The organism is Citrobacter telavivensis (assembly GCA_009363175.1).
Classification (GTDB): Bacteria; Pseudomonadota; Gammaproteobacteria; order Enterobacterales; family Enterobacteriaceae; genus Citrobacter_A; species Citrobacter_A telavivensis.
In genome coordinates, this window is the sequence record CP045205.1 from 1,040,807 (window position 1) to 1,053,572 (window position 12,766).

Annotated in this window: 16 protein-coding genes and 1 pseudogene; 7 read left to right on the plus strand and 10 right to left on the minus strand. The window is 53.7% G+C overall.

Annotated features, from left to right (window positions below; all coding sequences use genetic code 11):
• Nucleotides 1-62 precede the first annotated feature (62 nt).
• A complete protein-coding gene (gene yjeH / locus GBC03_07175) occupies nt 63-1,313 on the minus strand; it encodes an L-methionine/branched-chain amino acid transporter (protein QFS69999.1) in 1,251 nt (416 codons plus the stop codon).
• Nucleotides 1,314-1,585: 272 nt separating this feature from the next.
• On the opposite strand from yjeH, the gene groES reads away from it, so the two are divergent.
• Nucleotides 1,586-1,879: a co-chaperone GroES gene (groES, locus tag GBC03_07180; protein QFS70000.1), complete on the plus strand. Its 294-nt coding sequence runs from the start codon at nt 1,586-1,588 to the stop codon at nt 1,877-1,879.
• Nucleotides 1,880-1,922: 43 nt separating this feature from the next.
• Nucleotides 1,923-3,569: a chaperonin GroEL gene (gene groL, locus GBC03_07185; protein QFS70001.1), complete on the plus strand. Its 1,647-nt coding sequence runs from the start codon at nt 1,923-1,925 to the stop codon at nt 3,567-3,569.
• A 54-nt stretch (nt 3,570-3,623) separates the two neighbouring features.
• Here the strand turns inward: groL and GBC03_07190 are convergent.
• Nucleotides 3,624-3,823: pseudogene (locus tag GBC03_07190) on the minus strand (hypothetical protein).
• Between GBC03_07190 and GBC03_07195 the strand changes: the two are divergent.
• Entirely contained in the window at nt 3,822-4,175 is a 354-nt protein-coding gene (locus GBC03_07195; GenBank protein QFS70002.1) for a DUF4156 domain-containing protein, read from the plus strand. The pseudogene GBC03_07190 and the gene GBC03_07195 sit on opposite strands and share 2 nt — an antisense overlap.
• Nucleotides 4,176-4,256: 81 nt before the next feature.
• On the opposite strand, the gene GBC03_07200 is transcribed toward GBC03_07195, so the two are convergent.
• Both GBC03_07200 and epmB read right to left on the minus strand, forming a co-directional pair.
• Nucleotides 4,257-5,123: a hypothetical protein gene (locus GBC03_07200; GenBank protein QFS70003.1), complete on the minus strand. Its 867-nt coding sequence runs from the start codon at nt 5,121-5,123 to the stop codon at nt 4,257-4,259.
• A gap of 162 nt (nt 5,124-5,285) precedes the next feature.
• A complete protein-coding gene (epmB, locus tag GBC03_07205; GenBank protein QFS70004.1) occupies nt 5,286-6,314 on the minus strand; it encodes an EF-P beta-lysylation protein EpmB in 1,029 nt (342 codons plus the stop codon).
• 41 nt (nt 6,315-6,355) lie between these two features.
• Here epmB and efp point away from each other — a divergent pair, with 41 nt between their 5' ends.
• The 3 genes from efp (at nt 6,356) to ecnB (ending at nt 7,636) form a co-directional block, all read left to right on the plus strand.
• Entirely contained in the window at nt 6,356-6,922 is a 567-nt protein-coding gene (gene efp / locus GBC03_07210; GenBank protein ID QFS70005.1) for an elongation factor P, read from the plus strand.
• 324 nt (nt 6,923-7,246) lie between these two features.
• Entirely contained in the window at nt 7,247-7,381 is a 135-nt protein-coding gene (gene ecnA / locus GBC03_07215) for a lipoprotein antitoxin entericidin A (GenBank protein ID QFS73940.1), read from the plus strand.
• 108 nt (nt 7,382-7,489) lie between these two features.
• Entirely contained in the window at nt 7,490-7,636 is a 147-nt protein-coding gene (gene ecnB / locus GBC03_07220) for a lipoprotein toxin entericidin B (protein ID QFS70006.1), read from the plus strand.
• 34 nt (nt 7,637-7,670) lie between these two features.
• Here ecnB and GBC03_07225 read toward each other — a convergent pair whose 3' ends face one another.
• Nucleotides 7,671-8,261 carry a helix-turn-helix transcriptional regulator gene (locus GBC03_07225; protein QFS70007.1) on the minus strand — a complete coding sequence of 197 codons (591 nt, stop codon included), beginning with the start codon at nt 8,259-8,261 and terminating at the stop codon, nt 7,671-7,673.
• Nucleotides 8,262-8,517: 256 nt separating this feature from the next.
• Here GBC03_07225 and sugE point away from each other — a divergent pair, with 256 nt between their 5' ends.
• Nucleotides 8,518-8,835 (plus strand): quaternary ammonium compound efflux SMR transporter SugE, encoded by a 318-nt coding sequence (gene sugE, locus GBC03_07230; protein QFS70008.1) that lies wholly within the window; start codon nt 8,518-8,520, stop codon nt 8,833-8,835.
• On the opposite strand, the gene blc is transcribed toward sugE, so the two are convergent.
• The 5 genes from blc to frdA form a co-directional block, all read right to left on the minus strand.
• Entirely contained in the window at nt 8,832-9,365 is a 534-nt protein-coding gene (gene blc / locus GBC03_07235) for an outer membrane lipoprotein Blc (protein QFS70009.1), read from the minus strand. The two genes, sugE and blc, sit on opposite strands and share 4 nt — an antisense overlap.
• 105 nt (nt 9,366-9,470) lie before the next feature.
• Nucleotides 9,471-9,830 carry a fumarate reductase subunit FrdD gene (gene frdD, locus GBC03_07240; GenBank protein ID QFS70010.1) on the minus strand — a complete coding sequence of 120 codons (360 nt, stop codon included), beginning with the start codon at nt 9,828-9,830 and terminating at the stop codon, nt 9,471-9,473.
• A 10-nt stretch (nt 9,831-9,840) separates the two neighbouring features.
• Entirely contained in the window at nt 9,841-10,236 is a 396-nt protein-coding gene (gene frdC, locus GBC03_07245; GenBank protein QFS70011.1) for a fumarate reductase subunit FrdC, read from the minus strand.
• A 10-nt stretch (nt 10,237-10,246) separates the two neighbouring features.
• Entirely contained in the window at nt 10,247-10,981 is a 735-nt protein-coding gene (locus GBC03_07250; GenBank protein QFS70012.1) for a succinate dehydrogenase/fumarate reductase iron-sulfur subunit, read from the minus strand.
• Nucleotides 10,981-12,765 (minus strand): fumarate reductase (quinol) flavoprotein subunit, encoded by a 1,785-nt coding sequence (gene frdA, locus GBC03_07255; GenBank protein QFS70013.1) that lies wholly within the window; start codon nt 12,763-12,765, stop codon nt 10,981-10,983. The genes GBC03_07250 and frdA overlap by 1 nt, the downstream gene beginning before the upstream one ends.
• Nucleotide 12,766 lies beyond the last annotated feature (1 nt).

Here is a 12,766-nt window from a genome sequence, read left to right on the forward strand (position 1 = left end):
GACATTGTAGACTTGTCGGCCCGGTAAGCATAAACGCCACCGGGCTCTTGCGTTTATCCGGTCTATCCCTGATGTTCAGCCATCTTCCGTTTCGGCAAAAACAGCCACAGTATTGCCAGCATAATCAGCGCATACAGACTCTTCCAGCCGACCATCGCCAACAAAAGAAGGCATAATAATCCACCCACCATCGCCAGCGCGCGATACCGACCTTTCAACAAGCGACAGCCTGCCAGCATGCACAACAGATAGATCATAATAAAGATGCCGTTCGCGTAGACGATGAGCGCATCGAGATTGATCGCCAACGCATAGATGCACAGCGTACTGACCACGCAACAGCCCAGCACGGCATTGAGCGCGTTGCGCGGAATATGGCGGTGAGAGAGGCGGGCAAGGTAATGGTCTGGTTTGTACTGCGCCTGTGACCACACCAGACGGGCAAAACTCTGTATATAAATGTTGAGACTGGCAAAACAGGCCAGATAACCGATCACACAGGCTACCCACAACGCCTGAACGCCAAACAGTTGCACCACGATTTTCGGCAACGAGGCCGCTGCCGCCATCGTTTCGCCATAGGCGTCAAAATGCAGAACGACAACGGTGCAGGCCCAGTAGACTGAACCGGCCAGCAGCAGACCAATCATCAGCGCACGCGGGAAATCCCGTTCGGGATCCTTGAATTCAGAGGCCAGATGGGCGAACGCTTCCAGACCGACGAAACACCAGAACATCACCGACAGCGCGGAGAACAGCCCTGACATCTCAATATCGCCTGGCGCAGGGAAAGATATTTCTGTCGGTTTGAGGTCGCCTGCCCACCAGATGGCGACAATCAGTGCCACAATTAGACCCGCAATCACCGTTTGCAGGTTTGCACTGGAGCTGGCCCCGCGTGAGCCGATGAACCACACCAGCGCCAGGGTGCCGAGCTCGGCCAGCAACAGTTGCCCGTCGTGCCAGCCAAACATCGCCTGACCAAACCCGGCAGCAATGTGCAGCGCCGCGGGAAGCCCCACGGGGATAACGGACAGAAACAGCCAGCCGGTGACCCGTTCGAGATGTGGGCCAAATGCCATACCGACGAAATGGGCGACGCCGCCTGCGCTGGGATAGTGGCGGCCTAACAGGGCAAAAACAATCGCAACGGGAAACACCAGAACAATCAAAACGGGCCAGGCCCACAGGCTGTTATTACCTGCCACCAGTGCCGCCAGGGCCGGGACGGCAAACACGCCTGTTCCTAATAATGATGTCGACAACAGGCCAATGCCCTGAGCCAGTCCAAGCTCTTGTTTCAGTCCACTCATGAGTTGTTATCCGTTTGCGCCTGGATTCCAGGCAACTGCGCAGGTTTTCGATGTTATCACAATCAGATTTGCTTATGACGCCAGCGATTAAATAGGCGAGAAATGTGAGATAAGTACGGTTTTTGCAGGATTTTTGCCTGAAGAAAATTTTTTTTCACATTGCCCCTTGAAGGGGCAAAACCCCATCCCCATCTCTCTGGTCACTAGCCGGGAACCTTAACGGGCCGGCGTCACCCATAACTGATAAAGACCTTCTCAAAGGAGAGCTATCAATGAGTATTCGTCCGTTACATGATCGCGTGATCGTTAAACGTAAAGAAGTTGAGTCCAAATCTGCTGGCGGCATCGTTCTGACCGGTTCTGCAGCGGGTAAATCAACTCGTGGCGAAATCATCGCTGTCGGTAAGGGTCGCATCCTGGATAACGGTACCGTGCAACCGCTGGATGTGAAAATCGGCGACATCGTGATTTTCAACGATGGTTACGGTGTGAAATCTGAGAAGATCGACAATGAAGAAGTGTTGATCATGTCTGAAAGCGACATTCTGGCAATTGTTGAAGCGTAATCCGCGAACGACACTGAACATACGAATTTAAGGGAAAGAGAAAATGGCAGCTAAAGACGTAAAATTCGGTAACGACGCTCGTGTGAAAATGCTGCGCGGCGTAAACGTACTGGCAGACGCAGTGAAAGTTACCCTCGGTCCGAAAGGCCGTAACGTGGTTCTGGATAAATCCTTCGGTGCACCGACCATCACCAAAGATGGTGTTTCCGTCGCACGTGAAATCGAACTGGAAGACAAGTTCGAAAACATGGGCGCGCAGATGGTGAAAGAAGTTGCCTCTAAAGCGAACGACGCAGCGGGCGACGGTACCACCACCGCGACCGTACTGGCTCAGTCCATCATCACTGAAGGTCTGAAAGCCGTTGCTGCGGGTATGAACCCGATGGATCTGAAGCGTGGTATCGACAAAGCGGTTGCGGCTGCGGTTGAAGAACTGAAAGCGCTGTCCGTACCGTGCTCTGACTCTAAAGCCATTGCTCAGGTGGGTACCATCTCCGCTAACTCCGACGAAACCGTGGGTAAACTGATCGCTGAAGCGATGGATAAAGTCGGTAAAGAAGGCGTGATCACCGTTGAAGACGGTACCGGTCTGCAGGACGAACTGGACGTGGTTGAAGGTATGCAGTTCGACCGTGGCTACCTGTCCCCGTACTTCATCAACAAGCCGGAAACTGGCGCAGTAGAACTGGAAAGCCCGTTCATCCTGCTGGCTGACAAGAAAATCTCCAACATCCGCGAAATGCTGCCGGTTCTGGAAGCCGTTGCGAAAGCAGGCAAACCGCTGCTGATCATCGCTGAAGATGTGGAAGGCGAAGCGCTGGCGACCCTGGTGGTTAACACCATGCGCGGCATCGTGAAAGTGGCTGCGGTTAAAGCTCCTGGCTTCGGCGATCGTCGTAAAGCGATGCTGCAGGATATCGCAACCCTGACTGGCGGTACTGTTATCTCTGAAGAGATCGGTATGGAGCTGGAAAAAGCGACTCTGGAAGACCTGGGCCAGGCAAAACGCGTTGTGATCAACAAAGACACCACCACCATCATCGATGGCGTGGGTGACGAAGCGGCAATCCAGGGTCGTGTGACTCAGATTCGTCAGCAGATCGAAGAAGCGACTTCTGATTACGACCGTGAAAAACTGCAGGAACGCGTAGCGAAACTGGCAGGCGGCGTGGCCGTCATCAAAGTCGGTGCAGCGACCGAAGTTGAAATGAAAGAGAAGAAAGCCCGCGTTGAAGATGCCCTGCACGCGACCCGTGCTGCGGTAGAAGAAGGTGTGGTTGCCGGTGGCGGTGTCGCGCTGATTCGCGTAGCAAGCAAACTGTCTGAACTGCGTGGTCAGAACGAAGACCAGAACGTGGGTATCAAAGTTGCGCTGCGCGCAATGGAATCCCCGCTGCGTCAGATCGTGCTGAACTGCGGCGAAGAACCGTCTGTTGTGGCTAACACCGTGAAAGCGGGTGACGGTAACTACGGTTACAACGCTGCAACTGAAGAATACGGCAACATGATCGACATGGGTATCCTGGATCCAACCAAAGTGACCCGTTCTGCTCTGCAGTACGCGGCATCTGTGGCTGGCCTGATGATCACCACTGAGTGCATGGTGACCGACCTGCCGAAAGGCGACGCGCCTGACTTAGGTGCTGCTGGTGGTATGGGCGGCATGGGTGGTATGGGCGGCATGATGTAATTTAATCTTCATACTTCAAGCCGCAGGTGCGTTGGCTGCGTTTATTCACCCCGGTCACTTACTAATGTAAGCTCCCGGGGAATCATAAACTTGCCGCCTGCCTGCAACCTGAATTATTCGATTAAATCAGCATTTCGCGAAAAATGAGAAACCCTCGGGCAGAAATGTTCGGGGGTTTTTCTTTTGGTCATCTTTTTAGTATAAGATTCAGTGACGGACAAAACGTCCAGCTCATTGATTATGGGGAATAACATGCACGCGAAATATTTTGCAGGGATTGTCGGTGCCGCGCTACTGATGGCGGGTTGTAGCTCCAGCAGCGAACTGAGTTCTGCAGGACAAAGCGTTCGCTTTGTTGAAGATAAGCCTGGCGCTGAATGTCAGCTAATTGGCACGGCAACCGGTAAGCAGAGCAACTGGCTTTCAGGTCAGCACGGTGAAGAAGGCGGCTCTATGCGTGGTGCGGCAAATGACCTGCGCAACCAGGCGGCAGCCATGGGCGGCAACGTGATTTATGGCGTCAGCAGCCCGAGTCAGAGCATGTTATCCAGCTTTGTCCCAACGGCCAGTGAGATGATTGGTCAGGTTTATAAGTGCCCTAACTAATAGACTTTGTGTCTGTGGTTGCCGGGTATTCCTCTTATCAGGCCTGTGCTCACACCTGTAGGCCTGATAAGCGTCGCGCCATCAGGCGTGTTGTGCTGTCGTATTAACGGACTGAACCCGTAAATGATGCAGCGCGCGCAGGCATTGCTCCTGGGTTAGCGTTTGCGTTTTATTCGCCGTCAGCGTTCTGACAAAGACCTGACACGGCTTACCTGCCAGCTTTTTCAGTCTCGGGCTAAAGTCGAGTAAACGCCGTAAAATGGCTTCCGTCTCCTGGCTACCAGACTGAACGCGGGTTTTCACGATGGCGCCGCTGAACTGCTCCTTTCCTGTTTCACCCGTAAAACGGTAGAGCACCGCAAGATAATGTGTGAAAAGCGAGTGCTTCCACTCTGGCTGCGTATAGGCGTCGTATTCCAGTCGCTCATGGTCCAGGCAGTCCGCATCATACAGCGGTAAAAAGTCCAGCAGCGAAGAGATTCGCAGCGCCAGCTCCCGCATGCCAGCGTTCTCTATCGCCCGAATAATGGCGTACACCAAAATCTCAATCTGCAATTCGTTCACCTGCAGGATGCAGGTATTGCCATCGTGAAGCGTGAAGGTCAGCGTTAAGGTGTCGCTGCTTCCATCGGTTAAGGCGACGGCGGTGACGCGGCGATGAATATCTGCATGTCGAAGTTCGTCTTCCACCATCGCAGGTATGTTTTCCTGCATTTTCTTGCTGATAACATCGCGCGTTTTTTCGTAATGCTGACGTTCAGCGACGCCCAGTTGCTGCTTCTGATGCAGACGACTCTCTACGGCGATCAGCAGATCGCGTAATTCCAGTGCGGGCAGAAAAAACAGCGATTCCTTGTTCCTCGGTTCTTTAATTTTCAGCGCCAGCGCTATGAATTCGTTAGCTTTACGGATAACACCCGTATTAACCCCTTTGATACTAATAGCCATAAAGGTTCTCCCTCACCAATGATAAATTCAGCGATTGGTTGTGACTTATAGATATGATTTTTAAATATATAGTTCGCAAGGCGACGCTAAAATAACATACAGGGAGGGGGGAACCGGGGGTTTTGGTAGCAGGTGTCCGGAAGTGGACACCTGTTTGAGAAGTTATTGCTGACGCAGCTGTAAATCCAGTGGCGTTTTACTGGGCTCGCCGCCAATTTCCCGCGCCAGTTTGGGCACCATATAGCCCGATATCAGCGTGAGCAGTTCGCGCATAATCTGGCGGGCTTCATCGTCTGTCACCATGAAATGCGCGGCGCCCTGAACCTTATCCAGCACATGCAGATAATAGGGCATGACGCCCGCATCAAACAGTGCGTTGCTGAGGTTCGCCAGCGTCCGGGCGTTATCATTGACGCCGCGTAGCAGAACGCTTTGATTGAGCAGCGTAACGCCTGCGGTGCGCAGTTTTGCCATCGCCTGCCGGAAGGACTCATCGACTTCGTTGGCGTGGTTGATGTGATTCACCAGCAAGATTTGCAGCGAAGAACGGGTGAAGCGGTCAACCAGCTCCCCGGTAATTCGCGCAGGGATGACAATGGGCAGGCGACTATGAATACGCAGGCGTTTGATATGGGGAATGGCTTCCAGTTGCGTGAGCAGCCAGTCCAGCTCATGATCTTTGGCCATCAGCGGATCGCCGCCGGAGAAAATGATTTCATCCAGCTCGGTATGCGCGCTAATGTAGTCCAGCGCGGCCTGCCAGTTTCGCTTATTTCCCTGATTTTCCGCATACGGGAAGTGGCGGCGGAAGCAATAGCGGCAATTTACCGCACAGCCACCTTTCACCAACAGCAGCGCCCGGTTACGGTATTTATGCAGCAGTCCCGGTACGACGCTGTGTTGTTCCTCAAGCGGATCGGTGGAGAAACCCGGCGCGGCAATAAACTCATCCTCGGAGGTAAGTACCTGACGTAAAAGCGGATCGTCAGGATTGCCTTTTTCCATTCGCGCGATAAAGGCACGTGGCACGCGCAGAGCGAACAGACGTCTGGCATCACGCCCGGCCAACAGTTTTTCATCTGCGTCTATATTCAAAAGACGCAGGAGTTCATCGGGATTGGTCACAACATCGGCAAGTTGCGATAACCAATCTTCTCTGGATGGGGTATTTAGGGTTACAATATGCGCCATTTTGTGGCTTAGCTACCAGTTAACAATTTTCAGAGGGCCTTATGGCAACGTACTATAGCAACGATTTTCGTGCTGGTCTTAAAATCATGATGGACGGTGAACCGTATGCGGTTGAAGCCAGCGAATTCGTTAAACCAGGTAAAGGCCAGGCATTCGCGCGCGTTAAGCTGCGTCGCCTGCTGACCGGCACCCGCGTTGAGAAAACCTTCAAATCCACCGACTCCGCCGAAGGCGCAGACGTGGTCGATATGAACCTGACTTTCCTGTACAACGACGGTGAGTTCTATCACTTCATGAACAACGAAACTTTCGAACAGCTGGCTGCTGATGAGAAAGCGGTAGGTGATAACGCGAAATGGCTGCTGGATCAGGCTGAGTGCATCGTGACCCTGTGGAACGGTCAGCCTATCTCTGTGACGCCGCCGAACTTTGTTGAACTGGAAATCGTTGATACCGATCCGGGTCTGAAAGGCGATACCGCAGGTACGGGTGGTAAGCCGGCCACGCTGTCTACTGGCGCAGTGGTGAAAGTGCCTCTGTTCGTTCAGATTGGCGAAGTGATTAAAGTGGATACGCGTTCAGGCGAGTACGTCTCCCGCGTTAAATAATCCGCGTTATTTCCATTTATACCCTAAATAATTCGAGTTGCAGGACAAAGCCTAAAGGGCTTTGAACAGCGCTAGCGCTGGCCCCGGAGGGGCGAAGCCGAAGGCTGAGTCACGCGGCAAGGGAGTGACAAATTCGTCGGGAACGAATTTGACCAGCCGTAGGCTGGCCTTCGGTGAGAGACAGGATGTCTCTCATTTATCCCCAGGAGCTTACATAAGTAAGTGACTGGGGGAACGAGTGCAGCCAACGCACATGCAACTTGAAGTATGACGGGTATAATGGTGCAGCAGCTTTTGCTGCGCCATTATTTCTCCAGGGCAGGAATGATGAAACGTCTTCTCGGTCTTGTAACACTGCTCCTTCTCACCAGCTCGTTGCTGGCGGGTTGCAATACTGCACGCGGCTTTGGTGAGGATATTAAGCACCTCGGTAATTCCATTTCCCACGCGGCCAGCTAATTTTCTTCTCGTCGTCCTAAAAAGCGTCTATCTCCCGCCATTGTTCGGGATCTTGTCTATGATTAAGTGGCACTACACAAACAACATAGGCTAGAAAAGGAAGACGTTATGGTTAAAAAGACAATTGCAGCGATCTTATCTGTGTTGGTACTTTCCTCCGTGTTAACTGCCTGTAATACCACGCGCGGCATGGGTGAGGATATTTCCGACGGCGGCAACGCCATTTCGGGCGCCGCAACCAAAGCTCAGCAGTAGCCGCGTAAACGGTACGGCGAGTTTTGTCGTGCCGTTAATTTTTCAGCTCGGACGGCGCAAGAAACGGCGAAAAGCGATTATCCATGTGTAATTTCATGCGGATATTGCGTTTGTAGGTGTACACCGTTTTGCCATGAATGCTGAGCGCACAGGCAATCGCGTTGTTACTCGCCCCTTCCATCCACATCGTCAGCACTTTCTCTTCCTGTGGCGTAAGCAGCGTCGAGGCGTTGCCGGGCGCTTCGGATACCGAACCGGTTAGCAGCGCGTTGTGAATATTTTCAGCCAGCTCCGCCAGAGAAACCTGTTTGGTTAATGACGCACAGACCGGATAGCGCAGCGTCTCCGCCATCGCACCACCAGACTCCAGTAATATCAACGGACTGCCACCGCAGGCGAGAAAAAACGGGGCAATATACTGGGCCGACTGGGTGTCGTTGAGAAAACCGTACAAGTCCGCGATCACCAGGTGAGGTTTCCACTGCTGGATGTGCTCTTTAACCAGTAAGAGGTTATTGAGCCCAGAGACCAGAAACGACGTATTAAAGAGTTCGGAATGATTAATCCATGCCTCGATCCCTGTGCGGGTGAAGTGGCAACGGTCAATCACTAATATTTTCAACATAGCGTTTTCGCATTCAGAAGTAAGGCAAATGGCTTCCTGACTTCAGAAAGCGTCCCATCATAGAGAAGTCGGATGAGTGCTGAATGGGCAAAATGCGCTGCGAAATGCGCCTAATTCAACCTTTTAGGTGCGAAAAGATAAAAATGTTGAAATTCACCGCCGCTCGGGCAAGAATGTTTTTTCTACCATCAGCGTTACAGGACGACCTGCTAACGCTTCTTTCACCGGGGACGGCCCCATTTCTCTGGAGCCTGATATGTCCTGGATAATCTTACTCATCGCGGGTCTGCTTGAAGTGGTTTGGGCCGTGGGTCTGAAATATACCCACGGTTTTAGTCGCCTGACGCCGAGTATCATCACCATTGCCGCGATGATCGTCAGTATGGCACTGCTTGCGTGGGCGATGAAAACGCTCCCCGTGGGCACTGCATATGCCGTGTGGACGGGGATTGGCGCCGTCGGTGCTGCCATCACCGGCATTCTGTTGCTGGGTGAATCGGCTAATCCCATGCGTCTGGCAAGTCTGGCGTTAATCGTAGTCGGTATTATTGGTCTGAAATTAAGCACCCACTAAGCACCGGGCTGCTTCACCCAGATTAGCTTACTGACATCAAACCCTTCCCGGGTCGCGACGGCCAGCATCTGCTGCTTCATTTCGTCAGAAAGCGTCGGCGTGCGAGAGAGTATCCACAGGTAGTCGCGATCCGGGCCGCAGACCAGCGCGTGCCGGTACTCTCTGTCGATCGCGATAACGTTATAGCCACCGTAGAACGGACCGAAGAAGGAGACTTTCAGCGCGGCGCGGCTGGGGTCGCCGGTGAAATACGCTTTCCCCTCGCTTTTCTGCCACATCGCTCTGTCCGGGTTCCAGCCTTTATTGATCACGTTGAGACCGCCGTCATCGCGCGGACTGTAGGTCGCTGTGACCTTTTCCAGTCCCCGTTCGAAGCGATGATCAAAACGGGCAATTTCGTACCAGGTCCCGAGATAGCGTTTGGCATCGAAGTTATTCACCACGGTGACGCCCTGTGGCGGAGTAGGGGTACTACAGGAGACCACCAGAAACGCAGTCGTCACAGCGGCAACGATAGGGAGCAGGCGCATAGGTTTATCCTTAGGGTGTTTTTCCTAAGTGTAGAACCTGGTGGAGAAAATAACGGTGGGGACGAAAAAACGCCCTCTTATCAGCAGATAAGAGGGCGGATTGCTTTAGACAGACAGAATGCCAATCGCCGTTACGACGGTCAGGATGGCTGCCAGACCGTAGAACACCCATTTGCCAGCCGGCACATGGATTTTCAGGTCATGCATCGCGTGGTGCATACGGTGTAAGCCACACCACAGTGGCAGGACAATCATCAGGAACAGGAAAGCACGGCCGATAAAGCTCTGAGCAAACGCCAGTACGCGCTCATAGCTCAGGGCATCGCCCGGGAACAGACCCAGCGGCAGCAGAATCCCCACCAGCAGAACCATCACTGGCGCGATAATCGCACCCCACATACCGCCTGCGCCAAACAGACCCCAGAATACGGGTTCGTCAGAACGTTTTGGATTTGGATTAATCATCCCGGACTCCTTACCAGAACAGGGCAACAAACAGTATGACTACGGTCGCCACCACAGTAACCGCCCAGAGACCTTTGATGATCGGCTCTGGCCCCATTTTTTCGCTTTTTACGATGATGTTGGCTGCTTTCGGCGCCAGCTCAAACCAGGTTTTGGTGTGCAGCAGTGCTGCCGCCAGGGCGATCACGTTGAGGATCACCACCACCGGGTTTTGCAGAAAACCAACGAAGCCTTCCCAGGATTCCACACCGTGCTTCAGTGCGAACAGGCCGAAAATCAGCTCAATGCTAAACCAGACTGCCGGAACGGCTGTGCCTTCGCGCAGCATGTAAAAGCGATAAAACGGCAATTTCTTCCACCAGGTGGACGTCATCGGCCGCACATAGGGTTTGCGTTTAGTCGTCATGTTGCACTCCTTAGCGTGGTTTCAGGGTGGCGATAAGAAAGTCTTTCGAGCTTTCCACTTTACCCTGCTGAATGGCAGCCGCCGGATCGACGTGCTTCGGACAAACTTCGGAGCAGTAGCCCACGAAAGTACAGGTCCATACGCCGTTCGGACTATTCAACTGCGCCATACGCTCCTTCTTACCATGGTCGCGACTGTCTTCGTTGTAACGATGCGCCAGGGTAATCGCAGCCGGTCCGATGAACTCAGGGTTCAGGCCGAACTGCGGGCATGCGGCATAGCACAGACCACAGTTGATGCAACCAGAGAACTGGTGATACTTCGCCATCTGCGCCGGGGTCTGGGTGTTTGGACCCTGATCCGGCGTACGCGGGTTACCGATGATGTACGGCTTAATCGCTTCCAGACTTTCGATAAAGTGCGTCATGTCGACGACCAGATCGCGCTCAATCGGGAAGTTGCCCAGCGCTTCAACCTTAATGCCGTTGGTGTATTCACGCAGGAAGGTTTTGCACGCCAGTTTCGGTACGTTGTTGACCATCATGCCGCAGGAGCCGCAGATCGCCATACGGCAGGACCAGCGATAGCTCAGGTCTGGCGCCAGGTTATCTTTGATGTAGCCCAACGCATCCAGCAGTGACGTTGTTTCATCATAAGGCACTTCATAGAAAGCACTGTGCGGCGCGGTGTCGGTCTCAGGGTTATAGCGCACCACCTCAACTTTCAGGTTTTTCATCTCAGCCATTACGCCTTCTCCTTCTTATCGGCTGCTTCCGCTTCCGCACCGTAAACACGTTTTGCAGGCGGCAGCGTAGTGATTTTCACGTCGCTATAGTCGAGGCGAGTCGTGCCATCAGCATCGCGGAAGGCGAGAGTATGTTTGAGGAAGTTGACGTCGTCACGCTCGGTGCAACCTTCGTCCAGACGTTGGTGTGCGCCACGTGATTCCTTACGAGCCAGCGCGGAATGCGCCATACATTCAGCGACGTTCAGACCATGACCCAGCTCAATGGTGTACAGCAGGTCGGTGTTGAATACGCTGGAGGTGTCGGTGATGCGAACGCGCTTGAAGCGCTCCTGCAATTCGGCCAGTTTATCAACCGTTTTCTGCATGAGTTCCGGCGTACGGTAGATACCGCAACCTTCTTCCATGGAGAGCCCCATTTCGTCGCGAATCTTCGACCAGTTCTCGTTACCTTCCTGGTTAACCAGGTTTTTCAGCCGTTGTTCAACGCCCGCAACCTGTGCGTCGAGCGCGGCGTCGTTAGCGGTGCCCGCTGTCGATGCACGCTCCATCGCCTGCTCACCTGCCAGACGGCCAAAGACCACCAGTTCAGCCAGTGAGTTAGAACCCAGACGGTTCGCGCCGTGCAGACCCACAGAAGAACATTCACCGACGGCAAACAGACCTTTGATGCGGGTTTCGCAATTCTGATCGGTTTCGATACCGCCCATGGTGTAGTGCGCGGTCGGACGAACCGGAATCGGCTCTTTCACCGGATCGACGCCCACGTAAGCTTTTGCCAGTTCACAAATGAACGGCAGACGTTCCAGCAGTTTCTTCTCACCCAGATGACGCAGGTCGAGGTAAACCACATCGCCACGCGGCGTGGAGATGGTGTTGCCTTTACGCCATTCATGCCAGAAGGCCTGAGAAACTTTGTCGCGCGGACCCAGCTCCATGTATTTGTTTTTCGGCTCGCCCAGCGGTGTTTCCGGACCCATGCCGTAATCCTGCAGATAACGGTAGCCGTTTTTGTTGACCAGAATACCGCCTTCACCACGGCAGCCTTCGGTCATCAGGATACCGGAACCCGGTAGGCCGGTCGGGTGATACTGAACAAATTCCATATCACGCAGCGGAACGCCGTGGCTCAGCGCCATGCCCATGCCGTCGCCGGTAACGATGCCGCCGTTGGTGTTATAGCGATACACACGGCCTGCGCCGCCTGTTGCCATCACCACCGCGTTAGCACGGATTTGCATCAGCGTGCCTTCCATCATGTTCATCGCCACCAGGCCGCGAGCATGACCATCATCGACCAGGATATCCAGCACAAAGTGTTCGTCAAAGCGCTGGATCTGTGGGAACTGCAGAGAGGTCTGGAACAGGGTATGCAGCATATGGAAGCCGGTTTTATCCGCAGCAAACCAGGTACGCTCAATTTTCATCCCGCCAAAGCGACGAACGTTGACGCTACCGTCTTCACGGCGACTCCACGGGCAGCCCCATTGTTCCAGTTGGGTCATCTCGGTAGGACAGTGGTGGACAAAATAATCCACGACATCCTGTTCACACAGCCAGTCTCCGCCCGCTACCGTATCGTGAAAATGGTAGTCGAAGCTGTCATGATCCTGGGCGACAGCGGCTGAGCCCCCTTCGGCAGCAACGGTGTGGCTGCGCATTGGGTACACTTTTGAAATCAGTGCGATTTTCGCATTAGGATTTGCCTGCGCTGCGGCAATTGCAGCACGTAATCCCGCGCCACCGGCGCCTATAATGGCAAGATCGGCTTGAAAGGTTTGCACG

Excerpts from the sequence above, each read along its gene's own strand:
- yjeH (QFS69999.1), bottom strand. The coding sequence starts at position 1,313 with ATGAGTGGACTGAAACAAGAGCTTGGACTGGCTCAGGGCATTGGCCTG.
- groES (QFS70000.1), top strand. The coding sequence starts at position 1,586 with ATGAGTATTCGTCCGTTACATGATCGCGTGATCGTTAAACGTAAAGAA.
- groL (QFS70001.1), top strand. The coding sequence starts at position 1,923 with ATGGCAGCTAAAGACGTAAAATTCGGTAACGACGCTCGTGTGAAAATG.
- GBC03_07195 (QFS70002.1), top strand. The coding sequence starts at position 3,822 with ATGCACGCGAAATATTTTGCAGGGATTGTCGGTGCCGCGCTACTGATG.
- GBC03_07200 (QFS70003.1), bottom strand. The coding sequence starts at position 5,123 with ATGGCTATTAGTATCAAAGGGGTTAATACGGGTGTTATCCGTAAAGCT.
- epmB (QFS70004.1), bottom strand. The coding sequence starts at position 6,314 with ATGGCGCATATTGTAACCCTAAATACCCCATCCAGAGAAGATTGGTTA.
- efp (QFS70005.1), top strand. The coding sequence starts at position 6,356 with ATGGCAACGTACTATAGCAACGATTTTCGTGCTGGTCTTAAAATCATG.
- ecnA (QFS73940.1), top strand. The coding sequence starts at position 7,247 with ATGATGAAACGTCTTCTCGGTCTTGTAACACTGCTCCTTCTCACCAGC.
- ecnB (QFS70006.1), top strand. The coding sequence starts at position 7,490 with ATGGTTAAAAAGACAATTGCAGCGATCTTATCTGTGTTGGTACTTTCC.
- GBC03_07225 (QFS70007.1), bottom strand. The coding sequence starts at position 8,261 with ATGTTGAAAATATTAGTGATTGACCGTTGCCACTTCACCCGCACAGGG.
- sugE (QFS70008.1), top strand. The coding sequence starts at position 8,518 with ATGTCCTGGATAATCTTACTCATCGCGGGTCTGCTTGAAGTGGTTTGG.
- blc (QFS70009.1), bottom strand. The coding sequence starts at position 9,365 with ATGCGCCTGCTCCCTATCGTTGCCGCTGTGACGACTGCGTTTCTGGTG.
- frdD (QFS70010.1), bottom strand. The coding sequence starts at position 9,830 with ATGATTAATCCAAATCCAAAACGTTCTGACGAACCCGTATTCTGGGGT.
- frdC (QFS70011.1), bottom strand. The coding sequence starts at position 10,236 with ATGACGACTAAACGCAAACCCTATGTGCGGCCGATGACGTCCACCTGG.
- GBC03_07250 (QFS70012.1), bottom strand. The coding sequence starts at position 10,981 with ATGGCTGAGATGAAAAACCTGAAAGTTGAGGTGGTGCGCTATAACCCT.